A 16,968-nucleotide genomic window follows, 5' to 3' on the forward strand; every position below is an offset into this window, starting at 1 on the left:
AACATCTGCGCACCCGGAAGGGGTTTATTTGAGATTCGTTTATCAGAAGTAATGCAGAGACATCAGCACTCTAAAGCATTTACTTGGTTATTAGCCGGAAATACAAGCTATTCCTCATCTTCCAGCTCGAAGTTGGCGATCACATCCTGCACATCCTCATTGTCTTCAAAGGCATCCATCATCTTCAGCAGCTTCTCGGCATTTTCGCCATCCGCTGTTATCGTGTTCTGGGGCAGCCAGCGGATGGCTGCGCTGCTAAATCCGTAGCCGTCATGCTCAAGAGCGGTCTTCACCCGGTCAAATTCCTGCGGATCCGTGAGAATTTCATAGCTGTCATCGTTGACGATCACATCCTCTGCTCCGCCTTCAAGCGCCATCATGATCATCGTATCTTCATCGGTGTCGTTCTGTTCACGGTCGATGACAAGCAGGCCCTTCTGGTCAAACATGTAGGACACGCAACCGCTCTCCCCCATGTTTCCGCCCCGCTTGTTGAAGATGGAGCGGACATCCGCTGCCGTCCGGTTGCGGTTGTCGGTTAAGCAGCGCACCATAATCGCCACGCCGCCGGGTCCGTACCCCTCATACATGATTTCCTCGTAATCCGCACCATCCGTGCTTCCTGCGGCTTTCTTGATGGCGCGTTCGATATTATCGACAGGCATCTGCTCAGCCCGAGCTGCCGTAATCGCCGTTTTGAGAGCAAAGTTGGACTCCGGATTAGGTCCTCCCTTGCGGGCATGTACATAAATTTCACGAGCCAGCTTCACGAATTTATTATTTTTAGCCTGATCGGCCTTGCCTTTACGGTCTTTAAACAGCTTGAACTTCGGCATTTCCAAATCGCTCCCCTGACGTTAAATTCCAATGTTTATTTTATCATCTTGCACGCCTCCGGGTCAAAGCCTACATGTCAGGATTCAAGCGGATCAGGAGATGGCCAGGATATAAGAAAAACCCGACAAAAAGAATGTCGGGTTTTATATGCGTTGTTATCTGTGTTTAATCGTTTGTGTCCGTGCCTTACAGCTTTACGACGTTGGCAGCTTGAGCTCCGCGATTGCCTTCTGTGATATCAAATTCTACGGCTTGACCTTCATCAAGCGATTTGAACCCATCTCCTTGAATTGCAGAAAAATGTACAAATACATCTTCTCCGCCTTCGACTTGAATGAAACCATAGCCTTTCTCTGCGTTAAACCATTTTACTGTTCCTGTCAATTGAATTACCTCCTAGAATAACGTCATTAAATGACGTGTGCTTCCATTATACACCTATTCTGGAACAGTTGCAATTACATCCGGATAATCAATCCCGTCTCGGAACCGGGTATGAACGGCAGCTTGGAACGAAAGAATTGCGCATGGCCTCCGGCTACCCGGATTTCCTCGAGAAGCAGCTCCATATGCGGGTATTTTTCCAATTTCAAAGAAACCAGCGGGTAAATCCGTATCGAGCCGCCAGGCCGGCATATCCGCATCATCTCAAGCACAGCCTGTTTATGAAACATATAATCAAATTGTTCTTCATATAAAAACAAAAAGTGGCTGCATAGGACCAGGGAGAACCGCTGATCCGCAAATGGCAGGTTTGGGAGACTCCCAGGCGCATAACAGCGCGATCTTGTTTCATGGTCTCCATAGTGGGCGATAAACCGCCGAAGCGACATCTCGCGTCCGGCACGGTGATTGGCCATATTGCCGTAGAAGGACATATCATACAGATCAGCCAGAGCTTCAAGCTTAGCCGTTGACAAGGCGATCTCCGCTTCAGCTTCGGCAAACAGCACTGCAGGTTCAAGCGCGTATCTGGGATCTGCCGCCACTGCCCTGAATCCCCTATCGTCGATATCCGCAGTGAAGGATGAACCACCTGCCGCAATATCCAGGATTTCTCCCGCTTCCAGCTCATGCTCCGGCAAATCAAACATCCTTACATATTCGTCAAATCCCCTGCATGTAACCGCGACTCCGATCTGCTCATACCTCTTGTCCATCTCTCATCTCTCCTCTTCTCAGCTCGTCTCATCTAAGCAACAACCCGGCTCCTTGCCCACTCGCCGATTTCAAACCAGTCCCCTCAAGGACTGCTGCCTGAAATTGTTGAACAAATTTTATCATGAAACATATTTGATTTCCACCCTGTATTTTAGCTATGATTGATGGATACGCCACTATGCCGAAGGGAATGTACGTTCATGTTTAAAAAAGTGCAAATTTATAAGACAGACAAGTACAATATGCTCAATGTCGAAATTCAGGGGAAAACGCTTATCGTACGGGAAATCTCCGATCAATGGGGCGAGGAATGCCATACTTTCGTCAGCCGTCCGGAGATGCTCCATTGGGCCGGGAACCGTTTTAAGCCCGAGAACTTTAAGGGGCGCGAGGAAGAGCTTGCCGCTATTATGGAAGCTTTCCGTTCGGTTTAGAAGATCCTCTGCTCGCGGCCTAAAAGAATATGGAAGGAATTTCATCCTCGGGCAGCGAAGACATATCAGGGCAGGTTATAACGGAATGGCCATCCGAATAGGTTGTGCGGAGGGGAGTTTGAAAGGAATTGGATACAACGGCTACAGTAATTTTTATTATCGCTTCTTTTGCACTCGGTATCCTGACGATCGTGCAGCGGAACAGCATTCCTCCCAGTCTGCGAAGAGGCACGGCTATCGCAGCCATTGTATTTATCGCGTTTGCTTTTTTCCTGATTGTTTATAGTTTGACGACGATGGGTTCATAACCGGAACGTTCCCGGGCAAGACTAGGTGCAAACTCACCTGGGAGCGTGAACCCTGAAGATGAAATGGCTTTCGATTATACTGTCGTTGTCCTTATTGCCGGCCGGCCGCTTAGCCACACCGCTGCCGGCGCCTGTTATGAAAGCTCCATCACCTATACACCAATCGAGGGGGATTCCAATGAACCACGTACCCAAACGTTCCGAAACCAAAGCGGAGAACAGCTGGAAGCTGGAAGATTTATTTGAAAGCCAGTCTGCATGGGACAAGGAATATTCGCATGCGAAGGAATTGATGAAGAAGGTTGATGCGTTTGAAGGCACGCTGTCCGACCCGCAGCAGGTTAAAGGCTGCTTCGAACTTGAAGATGAGCTCTCGCAGCATGTGGAACGTTTATATGTATATGCCAACATGAAGCATCATGAAGATACTGCCGAAGCCGCTTATCAGGCATTATCGGAGAAATCGAAGAAGCTCAGCGTTGAAACGGGAGAAGCCTTATCCTTTATTACGCCGGAAATTCTAAGCTTGCCGGATGCCGACCTGGATGCGATGATCAACAATCCGGGGCTCGCCAAATACCGACATACCCTTGAGGAAATGCGGCGGGAGAAAGCCCATATTCTTTCCAAATCCGAAGAAGCGCTTCTGGCTGCGGTCGGAAATGTGAGCCAGGCCCCGGGGACGATATTCAGCATGCTCAATAACGCGGATCTTAAATTTCCCAAGGTCAAGGACGAGAATGGCGAGGAAGTGGAACTGACCCAGGGTCGATACATACAGTTCCTGGAAAGTAAAAATCGCGAGGTGCGCGAGAACGGCTTTAAAGCCATGTATGAAACCTATGGCAAGCTTAAAAATACATTGGCATCCACCCTCAGCGCCAATGTGACCAAAAACATATTCTATTCACGCGCCCGCAAGTACCCGTCGACACTGGAGATGTCGCTGTATGGCGACAACATCCCCAAAGCGGTATATACCAACCTGATCGACACGATCCACAAGCACCTGCCTTTGATGCACCGTTATATGGAGCTTCGTAAAAAGCTGCTTAAGGTCGATGAGCTTCACATGTATGACCTGTTCGCGCCGCTTGTTGACGAGTTCAAGATGGATATTACATTCGAGCAGGCGAAGGAAACGGTCAAGGAAAGTCTTGAGCCGCTTGGCAAGGACTATTTGCAGGTGCTGGAGCAAGGCTTCAAGGACAGATGGATCGACGTTTACGAGAATGAAGGCAAACGTTCCGGCGCGTACAGCTGGGGCGCTTACGGCACCCACCCTTATGTTCTGCTCAATCATAAAGACAACCTGAACAGCATGTTCACGCTGACGCATGAAATGGGCCATGCGCTTCACTCGTATTACTCCGACAGCAGCCAGGATTACCGGGATGCCCAATATACGATCTTCCTCGCCGAGGTTGCTTCAACGCTTAACGAAGCGCTTCTGATGGATTATCTGCTGAAGAAATCAACCGATCCAAAAGAAAAAATGTATCTGCTGACCTACTATGCGGACCAATTCCGGACAACGGTATTCCGGCAAACCATGTTCGCGGAATTCGAGAAAATCATTCACGAAAAAGCCGAACAGGGTGAATCGCTGACACCGGATCAACTCAGCAAAATCTACTACGACCTGAACAAACTTTATTATGGCCAAGGTATGGTCGTAGACAAGGATATCGAAATGGAATGGGCGCGTATTCCTCATTTCTATACCAGCTTTTATGTTTACAAGTATGCAACAGGCTTCTCTGCAGCAACGAGCTTCTCCAAGCAGATTCTCGAAGAAGGGGCTCCGGCCGTGGATCGTTATCTGGGTTTCCTGAAGAGCGGAGGCAGCGATTTCTCCATTAACATCCTCAAGAAAGCCGGCGTGGATATGTCATCGCCTGAGCCGATCGAGCAGGCGATGAGCGTGTTCGAAGAGCTGATCGCCCAGATGGAGGAACTGACGAAATAAACGGCCGTTGAATGGTTCCAAGAGTGCTTAGAGGATCATTATGGGAGAACATTCGCAAGCTGCAGGTTTCCCACTCCAAAACAAGTCCCGCCATAATCGGCGGGACTTGTTTTGTTTCCTGGGTGCTGGCTTATAAAGGCCATTCTATTACATTTCACTCTTCGGGCGGGTAGAGGATGATGCGCCCTTCCTCCATCTCTACGCGGACCTTGTTTTTCTCTTTGAACTCATCGGCCTGCAGATAATTTGCGGGAATTTGCAAACGTCCTGCTTTGTCGATGACGGCGTATTCAACATGGCTTTCCTCATGTTTAAACAGTCCGCCCCGTTCCAGTTCAGCAAGCTCTTCCGCATACGATTGGCGGCGGATAATTTCCGAAGAGGTCTTGCCGTCGCGAATGGCTACAACGCGGTCGACCTTGCGCGCAAGCAGCGGGTCATGCGTAACAATCACGACCGTGATGCCGATTTTGCGGTTCAACTCGCGAAACAGATCCAGAATCTGATCCGACATCCGCGTATCCAGCGAGCCTGTAGGCTCGTCGGCGAGCAGCAGCTTCGGTTCATTGGCCAGCGCTATGGCAATCGCTACCCGCTGCTGCTCGCCGCCCGAAAGCTCACTCAGCCGGTTCTTGATCCGGTGGCTCAGTCCGACGGCGTCAAGCAGCTCCAAGGCCCGCAGCCGCTTGCGCCGCCCTTTGAGCAGGATCGGCAGCTCCACGTTCTCAAGCGCCGTCAAATAAGGGATCAGGTTGCGGGCATTGTTCTGCCAGACAAACCCGACGGTTTCACGCTTGTATTTGACCAGATCGCGTTCCGCAAACTTCAGCAGGTCCTTCTCATCCACAAGCAGCGTCCCCGCAGACGGGCGGTCAAGGCCGCCCAGCATATTAAGCAGCGTCGATTTGCCGCTGCCGCTGTTGCCGATGATCGCCATCAGCTCGCCCGCTTCAACATGCAGATCAAGTCCCTGCAGCGCAACGACTTCCAGATCATCGGTCTTGTAGATTTTGACAAGTCCATCGCAATGGATCATAAGCTTATTCCTCCCCAAGCTTAAGCGCCTGCGTAATCTTCATCCGGGATACCCGTATACCGATAACAAGCAGTCCGATGAGCAGCATCACCCCAACGACGCTGTAAAGCTGGACATAATCACTCAGCTGATGAATGATCTGGAACGGCGGCACCTGCTCCGAGGCGCTAAAGGACAGCTGGAAGAGCGGAACGAACAGATCACTCACCGTATTCCCGATCCATACCCCCATCACAATTGCCGCAGCAGAGGTCAGCAGCTGCTCGCTGAGCAGCATGCCGATCACCTGCATAAACGAGATGCCCATTGCCCGTAAAATACCAAACTGCAGCGTACGACCTGCAAGCGTCAGCACCCAGAACAGAAGGAATCCGAAGAAGCTGATCATCATCGATATGACAAAACCCAAAGTCATGACACCATTGATTGCCAGCCTAAACGGATCGTTCTTGGAGCGGATCAGCTGCTGATTGGCATCGACTAGTCCCTCGACCGGAATTTCCTTCTTCTCCAGATCTTCATAGATCACTTTGCTGGTGGCATCTTCTTTCAATTTAACCCAGACCTCGTACGGCTCAAGGGCCAGATGGTTCTGGATGTAGGACAGATTTCCAACGATCAGATTGGGCAGCCGGACATTCTCCTCATCCTGGTCTTCGGGAATTCCGCCGACAGGCAGCGGGCTCCAGCCGGGCCAATAATCAATGATCCCGTAAACGGTAAATCCGGCATAATCCAGACCGCTCCATTTAACCGAAAGCGGGTCCCCGGGCTTCACTTGATATTTATCCGCGATAGACCGTGAAATCAGCACGGCTTTGGGATCGGGAGCGATCAGATTCAAATAGCTGTTGATGTGGTGATCGAGCAGACCGCCCCGCATCCAGACTACGTTACCGAAATCAAACGTATCAATGCCGTATAACGTAGCGGTGCTGTCTCCTCCACTTGCGCTGAAATTGGCGTCGTTTTTGCGGAAGACGCGGGCAGCCTTATCCACTCCAGCCAGCTCTGTCATCTTGATAAAGGAAGGCTCAGTGTATGTGACCACCTTCGGCTTGCTCGCCGCATCCTCGGCGGACTCGCCGCCGCTGGGCGCTCCTGGCATTGCCGGAGCGGGCGGGGGTGCATCATTGTCCCAATGAATGTTCAGTTGAATATCCGAACCGACGTGATAATGAATCGCATCCTCCATATTGCCGTTGATGGTCCTGGCAGCATTGGCGCTGAACAGTCCCATGGCGACGGTCATAATCAGAAATACCTTGATCGTCAAATATTGTGTGGATGAACGGCTGATCTGCAGCAGTGTGGAATAAAGTGCAGGCGTCCACCATCTTCGGCCCGCCCAATAGATCAGTTTAATGAACCAGGGATAGATACGCAGCAGCAGCAGGCCGCACCCAAGCGCGAACAGAGCAGGCATAAAAAACAGCAGCGGGTCCACTTGCAGCGCATTCGGATCCAATGCAAGCTGTTTCAGCTCATCCAACCGTTTATTGAAGCCGACCAACAAATAAATTGAAATGGCCAGGAGGATCAGATCGATCCCCGTTTTATGCCAGAAAGACATTTTGCTTGATCGGGCGAGCTGCTGCTTATGACCGACAATTGAAATCCGCGTGGCCAGAAAAGCCGGAATAAGGATAAGCACAATCGATCCCAGCACGGCCGCCACAGCGACCTTATACGATGCGCTATTCAGCGCCACTTCAAGCGACGAACGCTGGACAAACTCCAGGAAGCCGTTTGCGGCACCGAGCATTTTCGTGAAATAGACCCCGATGAAAGGCCCGGTCAGCAGTGCCAGCAGCCCCAGAATAAGACTCTCCGCCGTGAATACCAGCATGATCTGCAAACGGCTTGCGCCGCGGCTGCGCAGCACCGAAATTTCTGTCTTCTGCCGCTCAATAATCAGATTCGCCGCCATATACAGGTAGAAAGCCAGCATGAACATGACCGGCGAATAAAGCGACCATAGCATAATGTCAAGCTTTTCCTTCTTGTCCATATAGGATTGTATCGGCATTTTGGCCGGAATATCGACGGAAGCGATACCAAGGCGCATGGTGAAATAATTGCTCAGCGCCTGGCTTTGCCCCGTGAAATTGGCGATATTGTCGATTTTCAACTGTTCGTAGTTGAGTGAATACTGCCAGATGATGCTGGAGAGCTTCAGCTTCCCTTCCTTCTGGACAAAATCCTGCTCAAACCGCTCAAAAGGTATGTAGAACGATGAATTGTAATTCTCCACATTGAATTGGTCGTAGGCATTGTCCGAACCGCTTTCAATCAGACCCACGACCAGCACCCGGATTTTCTCGCCCGTGTCTTTGTTGGTATATACGAATTCATGCTCCAGGTCACGCTTCAGATCAATGATGAATTTTTGCGTCACAACTGCCTCGTATATGCCATCGCTGCGTGCCGGATCGGGGAAACGACCGTCAATCAGGCGAACGCGCTTCTCCATATCGGTAAATGCCCTGAAGCTGCCGCTGACGTTGATTTCTTTCAGCTCGCGCTCCGAACCGTCCGCTGGAAATACGCGGAAAGATTGTGTAGATCTCGCTACCAGATAGGATTGGGTATCCAGTCCGAACCGCTCAGGTGTTCTGTCCATATAGAGATCGGCTTTGGCGATCATGCCCCGGACCTGCTCTGGCGTCCGTTCACCTGGTGAAATGGATGTGGCTACCCGCACAAAGCCGGGATAAATATTCTGATCCTTCTGGAGCTGCTGCAGCTCCTTGATCAGCGTTCGCTGGAGAATCGCATGCGAATATAAGGGCATGGAGCTGAATAATGCAACACAGATCGTCAAGCCGAACCACAAATTAAGCTGAAGCCAACGATTTTTCGCCATCTTGCGAAAAATCATCGTCCATAACGCCATAGTCGTTTCACCTCTTCTTGTCCCTGAAGTCGGGCATCACGCGAAACTAATTATTCAATATAACCTGCTGTTCGGGTTCAAGCCCCTTGACGATCTCCACTTCCGTAGACGTTATAATTCCCGCCTCTACGTCTACCTCCTTGCGGCGGTCCCCTTCCAGCACCTGCACATAGGTTCGTCCCAGATAAGTGCGCAGACCGCTGCGGGGGAGCACGATAACGTTATCATGCTTCTCCAGCATGATATGAAGCTGGACAGTATCTCCCATGACCAGCTTGTCGTTAGGCTTATCCAATTCGATATACAGCAGCTTGGAATTACGCTCTGCCTGCTCCTTATTATCGGTAAACGGCGCGCTGGAAGGCGACTGGATCACCTTACCGCTCACCTTGTTCTTGCCCACAGTCACTTCGACGACCATATGATACTGAATCGCCGAGATTGTTTTGGGATCCTCCACCATGCAAACGAGATAAAGCTCTTTAGGATCGGATACGCTTACAATCGGCTTATAACCGGATATGCCGTCACCGGCGGCGATCGTATCCTTGTAGGTGACAATACCGTCTATCGGTGCCGTCATCCTCGCTGAAGACGCTTCCTGCTCCAGGGAATCCATGGCAATCTGCTCGCGTTCCTTGTCGATCTCCCTGAGCCTGATCAGACTGGAATCCTCTTTGTTCTGCTTGGCTTTCACAAATTCCAGCGTAGCCTTCTCCAGATTCAGCTTTTGCAGCTTGATCCGCAAATCCAAATCTCCCCTGTCCAGCTCGGCAAGCAACTGCCCGGCTTTTACTACATCGTTCTGGTTAACATAGATATCCTTCAAACGTCCATTTTCTTTGTAAAAGAGCGGTATGCTGCGTTTGGAAGTCACCACAGCCGTACCCGAGAAGTACCGCTCAATCGTCCCTTTCTTGACTTCAACCGAATCGAATCTCTCCTGCGACGGCTTAATCAGCGGCGGCGCGAGCGATTTCTCCCCACTCGGCAGCAGTGAACAGCCTGACAATAACGAGGCAGCGAGCAGCAGCATCGAGGTTTGCTTGAGCAGCATCCTGCGGCGGCTACGATTTTGGTTCAGCGACAATCTCCCCATCCTCCAATGCAATGACATGGTCGACGATTTCCATAATACCGGGATCGTGGGTCGTCATAACGACAGTCATGCCCCTACGCTCCACCAGGTCACGGAATACCTTGATGACCTGGAGTCCCATCCTGCTGTCCAGTTCAGCCGTCGGTTCATCCGCCAATAGAAGCAGCGGTTCATGCGCAATCGCTCTTGCGATCGCAACACGCTGCTGCTCCCCGCCGGACAGCTCCGGCGGGCGGTGCTTCATGCGGGATTTCATCCCCACCCACTCCAGAGCGGTTTCGGCACGTTCCTTATTCAATTTCTTATCGGTGCCCGCAATACGCAAGGCGAATTCAACATTCTCATAAGCGGACATCAACGGAATTAATCCGAATGCCTGAAAAACAAGTCCGAGCTGTGATCGTCTCCAAAGACTGCGCTGCTTCTCCGGCAATCTGGAGAGCTCTTGCCCGTTGAACAGCACCTGTCCTTCCGTCGGCTGGTCAAGCGCAGCCAACAGATTCAATAATGTGGTCTTGCCCGAACCGGATCGCCCCTTAAGCGCGACCATGGAGCCAGCGGCAATATCCAGATGAATATTCTTAACGGCCGTAACCGCTGTCTCACCTCGGCCAAATACCTTCTTCACATTGACGGCTTGCAGAATCGGATCCGGATGCTGTGATTGTTTCACAATCGGGATAGACGGCGTTTCCATCTTCAAATGGGGTCCAGCTCCTTTGTCTGATGAATCGAAAGGCTATCAAACATTTACATTTCATCCATATTGAAGCCCAGCCTATGTCAGAGTTAGAATACCCGCTGTATGAATGCGCTGTCAACCTTATATTATAAGGGTCCCTGCCCGTAATGCACCATCATAGACCTTCCTTCGCTTCAAAAGTCAACCCAACCAGATACCGGCCATCGCTGCAAGCAGTGCCGCTGCAGCGGACGAGAGAAGATTAACGGCGTCATTGGTCATCCATCCCCATCCGCGTATCTTCTGTGCTGCAGTCCCGCAATGCACTGCACGCTCGGTCTGCTTGCCGCAGATTCTGCAGCGGTACATGACCTGAACTGTCGCTCCAAGAAAGGAATCAGCAAAAGCCCCCGCCGTTCCCGCGAGGCTGCCAAGGGCGATCAATCCGAGCGGGTGCGCCGCTTCCTGCCCGGGAGCGATAAGCGGCGACGACAACAGCGCCGAGGCGGCGGCAACGACAGCGGCACCCGCCAGGGCGGCTGCGCTGCCAAGCAGGGTAACTCCGCCGCTTGTTCCGGGGGCGACACGTGCACCGCCAAGCAGCGCGCGCGGCTGCGCCCTGCTGATCGCTCCAAGCTCCGTCGCCCAGGTATCGGCGTTCACCGAGGCCATAACGCCAATAAATGCATACAGCCAGACCGGTTCCGGCCAGATCGCATGGATGGAGCAGAGGATCAGGCCCAGTCCGCCATTGGCCCATACCTGGCCGGCATCGCGCCTGCTCCCCTTGGCGTAATTCGCTTCCGCATTGCGCTTGGTGTGATGCCGCCGTTTGAATTTCGACAAGACGGTTGATGTGCCAAAGAAAACAATCAAGGCCCCGAACCAAACCGGACTGCCCAATGTGACGTAGCCGGTGCCCATCACAACAGCCGCCCAGGACCCGGAAGCCGACAATGAACGGAATCGGTAAGCAAGCATCGCGATTGCAGCGCTGCCGATCAGACCCAGTGCCATGCGAAGCCACCAGGCGTCAATCCATCCCACCATTTTACTGCAAACCTCCTCAAATACAGCTTTACAACTTGCCGGATCCCGCGGAATATTTTCAAACTTGTTCAGTTAAAGGCAGGATTCCCCTGCTCTTATCCAGAAATAGATACGTTATCCGATTCCCTATTTCTCAAGGAGTGTCAACGCTTTGAACTATGAACCTAACCATGCGGTTTCAGACGAAGAACCTTCCTCCAATGAGCGAAGTCCTGAAGAACTGCTTCGCATCATATTTGATTATACCGCTAAAATCGGCAGAGAACGCAGCTTAAGCAGTGTTCTTCTGTTGATGGCAAACATGGGGCGCGACATGATTCTGGCCGACAGATGCACCGTATGGCTAATTGATCACGCCAACCAGGAACTGTTTACAACCGTTGCGCACGGCGTAAACGAAATCAGAATACCTCTTGGCTCCGGGATCGTGGGGCATTCCATTGCCATAGGAGAATCACTGCTGATTGAAGACGCCTATCAGGACCCCAGACATAATGCCGAGAATGACCGGCGTACCGGCTACCGCACCAAATCCATTATTACGGTTCCGTTTGTGGGCAATGACGGCAAGATAATCGGAGCCTATCAGGCTGTTAATAAATGGGCGGCAGACGGCGTTTTCACACGGCATGACCTGGAGCAGCTGAAGCTGGCCGCCTCCTATGCCGGCAAATCTCTGGAATCTATCATGCTGCATGAAGAAATTATGGCTACCCAACGCGAGATTATATTCACAATGGGCCAGATCGGAGAAACCCGCTCTGTGGAAACCGGCCATCATGTGAAAAGGGTAGCTGAATATTCCTATATACTCGCCCTCGGATGCGGAATGCGCGAAGAAGAGGCGGAGCAGCTGAAGCTGGTATCGCCTATGCACGACATCGGCAAGGTCGCCATTCCCGACTCCATCCTGCAGAAGCCGGGCAAGCTTACCGGTGATGAATTCGAGCAGATGAAGCGGCATACCGATGTCGGCTACCAGCTGCTAAGGAATTCAGGCCGCCAGCTGCTCAAAACAGCGGCTATCGTCGCCTACGAGCATCATGAGAAATGGGACGGGACCGGCTATCCCCGTGGAATCAAAGGCGAGGCTATTCATTTGTACGGACGCATTACCGCCATTGCCGATGTTTTTGACGCGCTGGGCAGCGACCGGGTATATAAGAAAGCCTGGCCGCTGGAACGCATTCTGGAGCTGTTCAAGGAAGAAAGAGGACGGCACTTTGACCCGCGGCTTGTCGATATCTTTATGGAGCAGCTGCCAAGCCTTCTGGAAATACACGAACAATACCGCGATCAGGAAATATAAAATAAGGAAACCGGCTCCTGTATAGGTGGCCGGTTTCTTTATTTTATATCCCGTCCTGGAGCAGCTGCGCAAACCGGTCCGGATAATTCGTACAGATCATCAGATTCGGATCGATAGCCGCCAGACGGCGCATTGTGGCCGTATCATTGACAGTCCAGGCCATGACATCGATGCCTCGGCTGCGCATTTCCTTCATTAATTCCGGCGTAATCCGCTTAAAGCCGATTGAAAGAAACGAAGCGCCCAATTGCTGGAGATCCGATGCCAGAGAAGCAGGAGCAAGATCGGTAATCAGCCCTGTTCTCACTTCGGCAGAAAGCTCTCTTACTGTCCGCAATGCCTGATGATCAAAGGATGTGATGACCGAATCATGCTGCAGCCCTTTTCTTTCAAGCAGCTCTACGACCTTTCGCTCCATCCCCGGATAAATGCCATTGTAGGTTTTCAGCTCGATATTCAACCGGCATCGGCCGATAGTGGCGTCCAGAACCTGCTCCAGCAAAGGAACCCGCTCACCGCCAAAGGATTTGGAGAACCAACTGCCCGCGTCCAGACGCGACAGCTGGGTGGTTCTAAAATCCGCTACCGGTCCGGCGCCGCTTGTCGTCCTGTTCAGTGAAGCGTCATGAATAACAACCGGAACCCCGTCCCGCGACAGCTGGACATCCAGCTCCATCCATTGGACAAAAGGAAAGGACATCGCTTTTTGAAACGCAGCCATTGTATTTTCCGGAGCAAGGCCGGATGCTCCCCGGTGAGCAACACATAAATTATGGATCGTCGTCATTTTGCACTTACAACCCCTTCCGCATCAATGGAAGCATTTAACGAAATACCCGACAGCCGTTTAAGCAGCGCCTTCGCTTCTTCACCTTCGAGCGGCGTTGGTTGGGAAGCGACCGCACGCATAGGATTGAACTTCAGCGAGCAATCCCCTTTAATGCTGCAGACCGCGTTGAGCACGCCGGTATCTTTCGTTTTTTCCGTTTTCGTCATATTAAAAATAAAATTGCCCAAGCTGTAGGAAATCCACTTGCCTTTATAGGTTTCAAAGCCTTGCAAGACATGCGGATGGCTGCCGATTACCAGATCCGCCCCGGCATCGATGTATTCATGCGCCAGACGCTTCTGGTCCGCATTGGGATTATCCGCGCGCTCAATCCCCCAGTGAACCATGACAACTACGATATCCGCCTGCTTCCTGGCTTCTTTGATCGCCTTTAAGCCGCGCGTGGAGTCATAGCTTTCGGCTAGTCCGGGGTGATTGCTTCCCGCTTTCCATGAGACTACTGGGAGTACCCGCGTAAGCCCGACATAAGCAACGCTGATGCCGTTTGCTTCCAGATAAACCGGCTTGAATGCTTCGATATCGTCATTCCCCGCTCCGACGTTCGGCATTCCTGCTTCCTCCAGATGACCGAGGGTATCGAGCAGCCCCTCCACGCCTTGATCGAGCGTGTGGTTATTGGCCAGATTGACGATATCGAATCCGGCTTCCTTCAAGGCAGGAAGCGATTTGGGCGAGCCTTTGAATACAAACTGCTTGTCTTCAGCCGGAATCCCGCGTGTCGTGATGGGGTTTTCCAGATTGCCTGCCGTTAAATCGGGTTTTGTCAGGAAAGGCAGCGACTTTGCATACGGATAATCATACCCGTTTTTTTGCATCAGCTTATCCACCGCTGCCGCAAGCAAAATATCGCCAACGAAAGCAAGCGTGATTCTGCGCCCGTCGTCTATTTTCCCATCGTCAGGCTTGACGGCTTCTCCGTCCGTTTCCGATTGACCGGAAGATTCGTCCACCTTGGGCGGGGTCTGCGGATCGCCCTGTGAACCGCTTTGCGAACTGTCCTGTGGATCGATGGGATCGTTGACGGCACCATTGGAGCTCCCCGGCTCAGAATCTTCGGGAGCAGCGCCTTCAGGCACAGTACTTCCGCTTCCTTCCTCTATTACAGGACCACCTTCATTGCCGGACATATTGTCCCCGGGTTGTTCACCGCTGTCTATGGATGCATCCCCGCTTTCGGAAGGATTGCCGGTCCGATCCGGCTGAGCCAGATCCCTATTCCCGGAACTGTCTTCAAGCCTGGTGGACCCGTCATGATTCACGATGTAATAGATGCCGGCAAGTACACAAATGGCCAAAAGCAGCGATACATTGAGCAGCAGCAGCCGGCGCATCCGCCGGTTCTTTCTTTTTTTATTTAACTGGTGAGACTCCGAGCGGGTTATTGCCATACCAAACTAGCTCCTTCTGGCGGCTGCCAATCAGGCCGATTTCAATTGCCGCCGTGCTTCTAATAATAGCTGCTGCCCTTCTTCAGGCCATAAAAACAACGTAGCCCTTGCGAGTATGACGATGAATTTGCCGCCGGTTCTCAAGATGAAATAAATGGGCAAGCGTCTCGGACATCGCAAACCTTAATTGATGAGCGTTGCCGGCGATGCGCTCGCCGAACAGCCGCTGGCAGAGCTCATAGCCGCTGCAGGGCTGCGTTACCAGAAGATGGATAATTTCGGCTAGCCTCCGCTCATGATGCCGCAGAAGCTCTGTAATGCGGGTGTGGAACCCTGTAAATGGATCCCTGTGACCCGGGAAAGCCAGCTCCACCTCATAGGTCTGCAAATGGGCTAGGCTATCCAGAAATTGCTGCAGCGGATCCCCATCCTCTCCTGGCACCACGCTTACATTCGGCGTAATATCAGGCAGCACCTGATCCCCGCAAAACATCCACCGCCGCTTGGCGTTATACAAACACAATTGGCCGTTCGCATGTCCAGGAGCATCAATGGTCAGCCAATCCATGTTCCCAAGCCTTAACGTTTCTCCTGCAGCCATATACGAGACTTCCGGCTGGGGCGTGACCATTTCCCGGAAACCGGCCAGATGGGGGCCAATAGTTTCCAGAACACCTCCCGGCATGCCATGCAAGGCATACAACCCGGTCAGTTCCAAAGCAAATCTATCATCTTCTCCCCATAATCGTAAAGCATAGGAATGAGAGCGCCGGGATATCAGCACAGGTGCGTCCGTACGCTGCTGGAACCATCCGGCCAGACCGTAATGGTCGGGATGCTGGTGAGTAAGCAGGATCAATCCGATGTCCTTATAGTCGATTCCATGAGCCACCAGGGCTTCTCTCCAGGTATTCACCGCATCGGGCGTATGCAGTCCGGGATCGATGAGCGTATATCCGTCCTCCCCCGGAAGCAGATAGCTGTTCACCCACTTCAGGGAGAATGGCAAAGGGACTTTGACCTGAATCATCCCCTCCGGCCAGCCGGCAGTCACCGCGCCGTTCAAGAGAATACCTTTCCCGTCATAATCATCCGCGGAGATTCCGCTTTATCATATGTACGCCCTTCATAATCGCCATATACGCTCTCAAGCGTTAAACCTGCCTCCGACAAAGCGCCTTCGAACCAATCCAGGGACAATAAGCGGACATGCTCCTCATATCTCCTTGCTCCGTCCGTTTCCGAGTTTATGATAATCTGTTTCCTGACGCACTCATCGCGAATAACCCTGGTCTCATCAATCAGCAGACCCGTGGGCTCGTCTATGCGGCGTGAATGAGGTACAAGATGCTTCTTTACATAATCCGGATTAAGAAAATCAATCAGAAACCGGCCGTCCGGAGTGAGGACTCTGCGGATTTCCTTCAATACCTGATGGTTGTCCGCTTGTTCTTCAAAGTAGCCGAACGAGGTAAATAAATTGACGGTTGCCTGAAACTGGCCATCCCCTATGGGGAGGTGCCGCATATCGCCTTGAATCAGAGTGTCAAGCCGGCCTTCTTTGTCCTGCTCACGCGCTTCCTCCAGCAGCGCTTCCGACAAATCCACCCCCGTTACCCGGTAACCGAGATTTGCCAGCGCCAAAGCGTGGCGGCCCATCCCGCAGCCGATGTCCAGAACCCGCGCGCCTTCCGGAAGCTCCAGCCAGCCGGCCATGCGCCCGACCTCGCTGCTGGCCTGCTCCCAATTGCGATGGCGGTATACAATCATATAATCGGAACCGAAGCTCCTTTCATACCAAGCTGACAATGCGAACTCCCCCTTGTTGCTGCGTCCCCTCAGATCTAAATTTTTTAACAAAGCCCGGGACTTCAGGCCGAACATATCTATTATTGTAGCGCACCTTCAGCCTCTCTGGCAAAGAACACTTGGAGTGGCATAATTTGCAT

16 protein-coding genes are annotated in these 16,968 nt (G+C 52.1%); 4 read left to right on the forward strand and 12 right to left on the reverse strand.

The features are described 5' to 3' along the window. Positions 1–107: 107 nt before the first annotated feature. From IEY46_RS17085 to IEY46_RS17095, 3 genes are all read right to left on the reverse strand, one after another. A complete protein-coding gene (locus IEY46_RS17085; protein WP_188993152.1) occupies positions 108–836 on the reverse strand; it encodes a YebC/PmpR family DNA-binding transcriptional regulator in 729 nt (242 codons plus the stop codon). A 187-nt stretch (positions 837–1,023) separates the two neighbouring features. Further along, on the reverse strand, positions 1,024–1,221 hold the full coding sequence (locus IEY46_RS17090) for a cold shock domain-containing protein (RefSeq protein ID WP_188993153.1): 198 nt from the start codon (positions 1,219–1,221) through the stop codon (positions 1,024–1,026). A 74-nt stretch (positions 1,222–1,295) separates the two neighbouring features. Beyond that, entirely contained in the window at positions 1,296–1,997 is a 702-nt protein-coding gene (locus IEY46_RS17095) for a methyltransferase domain-containing protein (protein WP_188993154.1), read from the reverse strand. Positions 1,998–2,198: 201 nt separating this feature from the next. Between IEY46_RS17095 and IEY46_RS17100 the strand changes: the two genes are divergently transcribed. From IEY46_RS17100 to pepF, 3 genes are all read left to right on the forward strand, one after another. Continuing rightward, positions 2,199–2,432: a hypothetical protein gene (locus IEY46_RS17100; protein WP_188993155.1), complete on the forward strand. Its 234-nt coding sequence runs from the start codon at positions 2,199–2,201 to the stop codon at positions 2,430–2,432. Between the two features lie 128 nt (positions 2,433–2,560). Beyond that, the gene (locus IEY46_RS17105; protein ID WP_188993156.1) at positions 2,561–2,740 is read left to right on the forward strand and encodes a hypothetical protein; all 180 of its coding nucleotides are present in this window, start codon (positions 2,561–2,563) and stop codon (positions 2,738–2,740) included. A 178-nt stretch (positions 2,741–2,918) separates the two neighbouring features. Continuing rightward, entirely contained in the window at positions 2,919–4,709 is a 1,791-nt protein-coding gene (pepF, locus tag IEY46_RS17110) for an oligoendopeptidase F (RefSeq protein ID WP_188993157.1), read from the forward strand. A gap of 154 nt (positions 4,710–4,863) precedes the next feature. Here pepF and IEY46_RS17115 read toward each other — a convergent pair whose 3' ends face one another. From IEY46_RS17115 to IEY46_RS17135, 5 genes are all read right to left on the reverse strand, one after another. Continuing rightward, complete coding sequence (locus IEY46_RS17115) at positions 4,864–5,745, reverse strand: ABC transporter ATP-binding protein (protein WP_188993158.1); 882 nt, start codon at positions 5,743–5,745, stop codon at positions 4,864–4,866. Between the two features lie 4 nt (positions 5,746–5,749). Then, the gene (locus IEY46_RS17120; protein ID WP_188993159.1) at positions 5,750–8,641 is read right to left on the reverse strand and encodes an ABC transporter permease; all 2,892 of its coding nucleotides are present in this window, start codon (positions 8,639–8,641) and stop codon (positions 5,750–5,752) included. Between the two features lie 46 nt (positions 8,642–8,687). Then, positions 8,688–9,731, reverse strand: coding sequence for an efflux RND transporter periplasmic adaptor subunit (locus tag IEY46_RS17125; protein WP_188993160.1), 1,044 nt, complete (start codon positions 9,729–9,731; stop codon positions 8,688–8,690). Then, positions 9,709–10,437, reverse strand: coding sequence for an ABC transporter ATP-binding protein (locus tag IEY46_RS17130; RefSeq protein WP_188993960.1), 729 nt, complete (start codon positions 10,435–10,437; stop codon positions 9,709–9,711). The genes IEY46_RS17125 and IEY46_RS17130 overlap by 23 nt, the downstream gene beginning before the upstream one ends. 186 nt (positions 10,438–10,623) lie before the next feature. Next, on the reverse strand, positions 10,624–11,472 hold the full coding sequence (locus IEY46_RS17135; RefSeq protein WP_188993161.1) for a DUF92 domain-containing protein: 849 nt from the start codon (positions 11,470–11,472) through the stop codon (positions 10,624–10,626). A gap of 151 nt (positions 11,473–11,623) precedes the next feature. On the opposite strand from IEY46_RS17135, the gene IEY46_RS17140 reads away from it, so the two are divergent. Then, positions 11,624–12,781 (forward strand): HD domain-containing phosphohydrolase, encoded by a 1,158-nt coding sequence (locus tag IEY46_RS17140; RefSeq protein WP_229750338.1) that lies wholly within the window; start codon positions 11,624–11,626, stop codon positions 12,779–12,781. Between the two features lie 43 nt (positions 12,782–12,824). On the opposite strand, the gene IEY46_RS17145 is transcribed toward IEY46_RS17140, so the two are convergent. The 4 genes from IEY46_RS17145 to IEY46_RS17160 form a co-directional block, all read right to left on the reverse strand. Continuing rightward, complete coding sequence (locus tag IEY46_RS17145) at positions 12,825–13,559, reverse strand: glycerophosphodiester phosphodiesterase (protein WP_188993962.1); 735 nt, start codon at positions 13,557–13,559, stop codon at positions 12,825–12,827. 5 nt (positions 13,560–13,564) lie between these two features. Further along, on the reverse strand, positions 13,565–15,019 hold the full coding sequence (locus tag IEY46_RS17150; RefSeq protein ID WP_188993162.1) for a CapA family protein: 1,455 nt from the start codon (positions 15,017–15,019) through the stop codon (positions 13,565–13,567). Positions 15,020–15,101: 82 nt separating this feature from the next. After that, positions 15,102–16,085: an MBL fold metallo-hydrolase gene (locus tag IEY46_RS17155; RefSeq protein WP_229750339.1), complete on the reverse strand. Its 984-nt coding sequence runs from the start codon at positions 16,083–16,085 to the stop codon at positions 15,102–15,104. Next, positions 16,082–16,828 (reverse strand): class I SAM-dependent methyltransferase, encoded by a 747-nt coding sequence (locus tag IEY46_RS17160; protein ID WP_188993163.1) that lies wholly within the window; start codon positions 16,826–16,828, stop codon positions 16,082–16,084. The genes IEY46_RS17155 and IEY46_RS17160 overlap by 4 nt, the downstream gene beginning before the upstream one ends. Positions 16,829–16,968: the final 140 nt, after the last annotated feature.

The organism is Paenibacillus nasutitermitis, from assembly GCF_014641075.1.
In the GTDB taxonomy this organism is placed as follows: Bacteria; Bacillota; Bacilli; order Paenibacillales; family Paenibacillaceae; genus Paenibacillus_Z; species Paenibacillus_Z nasutitermitis.

Excerpts from the sequence above, each read along its gene's own strand:
- IEY46_RS17085 (WP_188993152.1), bottom strand. The coding sequence starts at position 836 with ATGCCGAAGTTCAAGCTGTTTAAAGACCGTAAAGGCAAGGCCGATCAG.
- IEY46_RS17095 (WP_188993154.1), bottom strand. The coding sequence starts at position 1,997 with ATGGACAAGAGGTATGAGCAGATCGGAGTCGCGGTTACATGCAGGGGA.
- IEY46_RS17100 (WP_188993155.1), top strand. The coding sequence starts at position 2,199 with ATGTTTAAAAAAGTGCAAATTTATAAGACAGACAAGTACAATATGCTC.
- pepF (WP_188993157.1), top strand. The coding sequence starts at position 2,919 with ATGAACCACGTACCCAAACGTTCCGAAACCAAAGCGGAGAACAGCTGG.
- IEY46_RS17115 (WP_188993158.1), bottom strand. The coding sequence starts at position 5,745 with ATGATCCATTGCGATGGACTTGTCAAAATCTACAAGACCGATGATCTG.
- IEY46_RS17120 (WP_188993159.1), bottom strand. The coding sequence starts at position 8,641 with ATGGCGTTATGGACGATGATTTTTCGCAAGATGGCGAAAAATCGTTGG.
- IEY46_RS17130 (WP_188993960.1), bottom strand. The coding sequence starts at position 10,437 with ATGGAAACGCCGTCTATCCCGATTGTGAAACAATCACAGCATCCGGAT.
- IEY46_RS17135 (WP_188993161.1), bottom strand. The coding sequence starts at position 11,472 with ATGGTGGGATGGATTGACGCCTGGTGGCTTCGCATGGCACTGGGTCTG.
- IEY46_RS17150 (WP_188993162.1), bottom strand. The coding sequence starts at position 15,019 with ATGGCAATAACCCGCTCGGAGTCTCACCAGTTAAATAAAAAAAGAAAG.